General features: G+C 38.4%; 3 protein-coding genes and 1 pseudogene. All 4 read left to right on the top strand.

What is annotated here, in order from left to right; translation table 11 throughout:
- On the top strand, positions 1–380 hold a 380-nt coding region (locus BTHERMOSOX_RS09895; protein ID WP_488153935.1), incomplete at its 5' end, for a tRNA ligase subunit PheS family protein.
- A gap of 4 nt (positions 381–384) precedes the next feature.
- Positions 385–2,748, top strand: coding sequence for a phenylalanine--tRNA ligase subunit beta (gene pheT, locus BTHERMOSOX_RS09890; RefSeq protein ID WP_138121000.1), 2,364 nt, complete (start codon positions 385–387; stop codon positions 2,746–2,748).
- The gene (locus tag BTHERMOSOX_RS09885; RefSeq protein WP_138120998.1) at positions 2,748–3,032 is read left to right on the top strand and encodes an integration host factor subunit alpha; all 285 of its coding nucleotides are present in this window, start codon (positions 2,748–2,750) and stop codon (positions 3,030–3,032) included. The genes pheT and BTHERMOSOX_RS09885 overlap by 1 nt, the downstream gene beginning before the upstream one ends.
- A gap of 174 nt (positions 3,033–3,206) precedes the next feature.
- A pseudogene (locus BTHERMOSOX_RS09880) lies at positions 3,207–3,347 on the top strand (IS1595-like element ISBaz1 family transposase); the annotation flags it as partial.

Below are 3,347 nucleotides of genomic sequence, written 5' to 3'. Positions count from 1 at the left end.
TAAAAGGTCTTTTGATTGACTTCTTACGTGCATACTTTGAAAAGGAAGATTTGCAAGTGCGTTTTCGCCCTTCTTATTTTCCATTTACCGAGCCTTCTGCTGAGGCAGATATCGAGTGTGTAATCTGCACCCCTCAAGGGGGTATTAAAAAGAATGGTGGTGAAGGGTGTCGTGTTTGTAAGCAAACTGGCTGGCTAGAGGTGTTAGGTTGTGGCGTCGTCCATCCTAACGTTCTTGATTCGGTAAATGTAGATGCTGAAGAATTTACAGGCCTTGCATTTGGTATGGGTGTGGAGCGTTTAGCAATGTTGCGCTATGGCGTTAACGACCTAAGATTATTCTTTGAAAACGACATTCGTTTTCTAAAACAATTTAATTAAACTTATGAATATTTCAACATCATGGTTACGTGAATGGATCTCACCCGTTGTTACTGACGAGGTGCTTGCAGAGCAATTAACAATGGCCGGCTTAGAAGTGGACAGCATTCAAACCGTTGCACCAGCTTTTAATAAGGTTGTAGCAGGTCATGTGGTTACTTGTGAAAAACACCCGGATGCAGACAAGCTTAATTTATGCCAAGTTGATATTGGTGAAGCTGACCTAGTGCAAATTATTTGTGGTGCTAAAAATGTTAGAACTGGACTCAAGGTTATTACTGCCTTGGTTGGTGCAAATTTACCAGGTGATTTCAAAATTAAAAAAGCCAAACTTCGCGGTGTTGAATCTTTTGGCATGATTTGCTCTGAATCTGAACTAGGTATGAGTGGCTCTTCTGATGGCATTGCTGAGCTAAATTCTGAGGCGCCAATTGGCCAAGATATTAGAGAATATCTAGATCTTGATGATAATATTATTGAACTGGATATCACTCCAAACCGAGGTGATTGTTTTTCAGTGCTAGGTGTGGCTCGTGAAGTTAGTGCTAATTATGGTATGGCATTTGTTATGCCTGAGATTAATGTTACTGCACAAGGTGAATCAAGTGTAGATACTAGTGTTAGCAATACAGCTGCTTGTCCTAAATATTTAACCAGAACAATCAAAGGTATTGATAACAGCGTACAAACGCCAAAATGGATGTCTGATAAGTTATCGCGCTCAGGTCAGGCAACTCATTCGCCAGTGGTTGATATTACCAATTATGTATTAATGGAATTAGGTCAGCCGCTGCATGCATTTGATTTGGCTAAAATTAATGGTAGTATCGAAGTTAGAAATGCCAAATCAGGCGAAACTATTGATTTGTTAAATGATTCAACTGCAACCTTAAAAGAAAATACATTAGTTATTGCTGATGAAAAATCAGTGCTGGCAATTGCTGGTGTTATGGGCGGTGAATCAAGCTCTACACAAGTAACAACAACTGATATTTTATTAGAAAGTGCATTTTTTGAGCCAGTATCACTTGCAGGCAAAGCAAGAGATTATGGCTTACATACTGAATCATCACTGCGCTTTGAGCGTGGTGTTGATTTTAATATTACTGAATTAGCACTTGATCGTGCTACGCAACTGGTTGTTGAAGTCTGCGGTGGTGCAGCTAGTGAAATTACATCTAATATTGACAAATCAGCATTGCCTGAGTTGGCACCCATTACCATCACTAAAGCCAAGATTCAAAAGATCTTAGGATTTGAGCTAGATAGCAACTGGATTGAAGAAAAATTCATTAATCTTGATTTTGAAATTAGCAACAAAACCCCTGATTCTTGGACAATCATACCGCCAAGTTTTAGGTTCGATATTCGTATTCCGGCTGATTTAATTGAAGAGCTAGCAAGGCTGTATGGTTATGATAAATTGCCAGTGCAAAAGCTATCGTTAGATGCCAATATTAATGCCATCAAAGAAGATCAAATTGATAAATATGACGTAATGCAAGCGCTTGTTAGTCGCGGCTATCAAGAAGTGATTACTTACAGTTTTATTTCTGAAAAATACCAAGATCTGATTGATCCATCGGCTAAAAAGATTGCTCTAACCAATCCAATTTCTGCAGATATGTCCACCATGCGTTCTTCGCTTTGGGCAGGTTTGTTGCAAACGGTTGAATCCAATCAAAGACGTGGACATACAGATGCTCGTTTCTTCGAAATTGGCCTATGTTTTGATGGTGTTAAAGCTGATGAGCAATCTAACAAATTAGCCGGAATTATTACTGGTAATCGCTTTGAGGCGCAATGGTCAGAAGAATTACAAGCGCTAGATTTCTTTGATGCTAAGGCTGATCTCGAATCATTATTAAGTCTGACATCAGCAAGTTTTGCTTTTGAAGCAGCTGAGCGCCCTGCGTTACAAAAAGGCCAAAGTGCTAAAATTACACTCAATGGTAAGCCAGTTGGTTGGATTGGTGCATTGTCTCCAGTTGTTCAAAAAGAATTATCATTGCCTAAGTGTTATTTATATGAAATCGATCTAGAAGTTGTTTTATCTGGAAATATCTCAAAATACCAGCCTTTCTCTTCGTATCAGCAAGCACAGCGTGATATTGCTTTAGTGGTTGATCAGTCAACACCGGTTGCACAGCTGACTGATGCCATTAATGAATTAAATCAGGTGCATTTTGTTGGTGTTAGTTTGTTTGATGTTTATCAAGGTGAGCACATTGAAACTGGCAAGAAAAGTGTTGCTTTGAATTTGGCTTATCAATCATTAGAGGCAACCTTAGCTGATGATGAGGTTAATGCTAAAGTTGATGAAGTGTTAGCTTTAATGAAAAATAAGTTTGGCGCAACGCTAAGATAGTGTCACTCAGTAAAAAAGATATTGCCGATGGCTTGGTGCGTGAGATGGAAATTACTCACGCTCAAGCATTGCAACTAACCAATGATTTTTTTAATCAAATTCAAACGGCACTTGCCCAAGGTGAAGAAGTAAAGTTATCAAGTTTTGGTAACTTTAGTATTAGAGAAAAATCAGCCCGACCAGGTAGAAATCCAAAAACCGGTGAAGAGGTGGTTGTCTCCGCTAGAAAAGTAGTTAGCTTTAAAGCTGGCCCAAAACTAAAAAAACTAACCCAAGTCGGTTAGTTTAATCTGAAATAGCAGTCATACCCCGCAAGAGGGTGCAAGCGATATGCTTGGATATAGTCTAGTTTTAGGACTTATTTTAATATTTTAGGGTCATGACAACCCAAGCATATTTAAAACCATGTTAAAGTACCGTTATGAAAGTAAAAAAACAAGTATGTAAATCGTTCCCGTATTTCAGAGAAGAGATTTAGAGAAATAATTAAGTATTTCTCTCTTGATTTGAACGCAGTTCAAATCAAGGAATTAACAGGATTGAGCAGACAAACAATCAACAAATATTTAACCGCTATTAGGCTTAGAATTGTAGAACTA

This window comes from Bathymodiolus heckerae thiotrophic gill symbiont, from assembly GCF_900128515.1.
Lineage (GTDB): Bacteria > Pseudomonadota > Gammaproteobacteria > PS1 > Pseudothioglobaceae > Thioglobus_A.
Note: the sequence above shows the minus strand (reverse complement) of the source record. Positions and strands in the feature narration are given on the sequence as shown.

What these genes read in the sequence shown, in the direction of transcription:
- pheT (WP_138121000.1), top strand. Translation starts at nt 385, where the DNA reads ATGAATATTTCAACATCATGGTTACGTGAATGGATCTCACCCGTTGTT.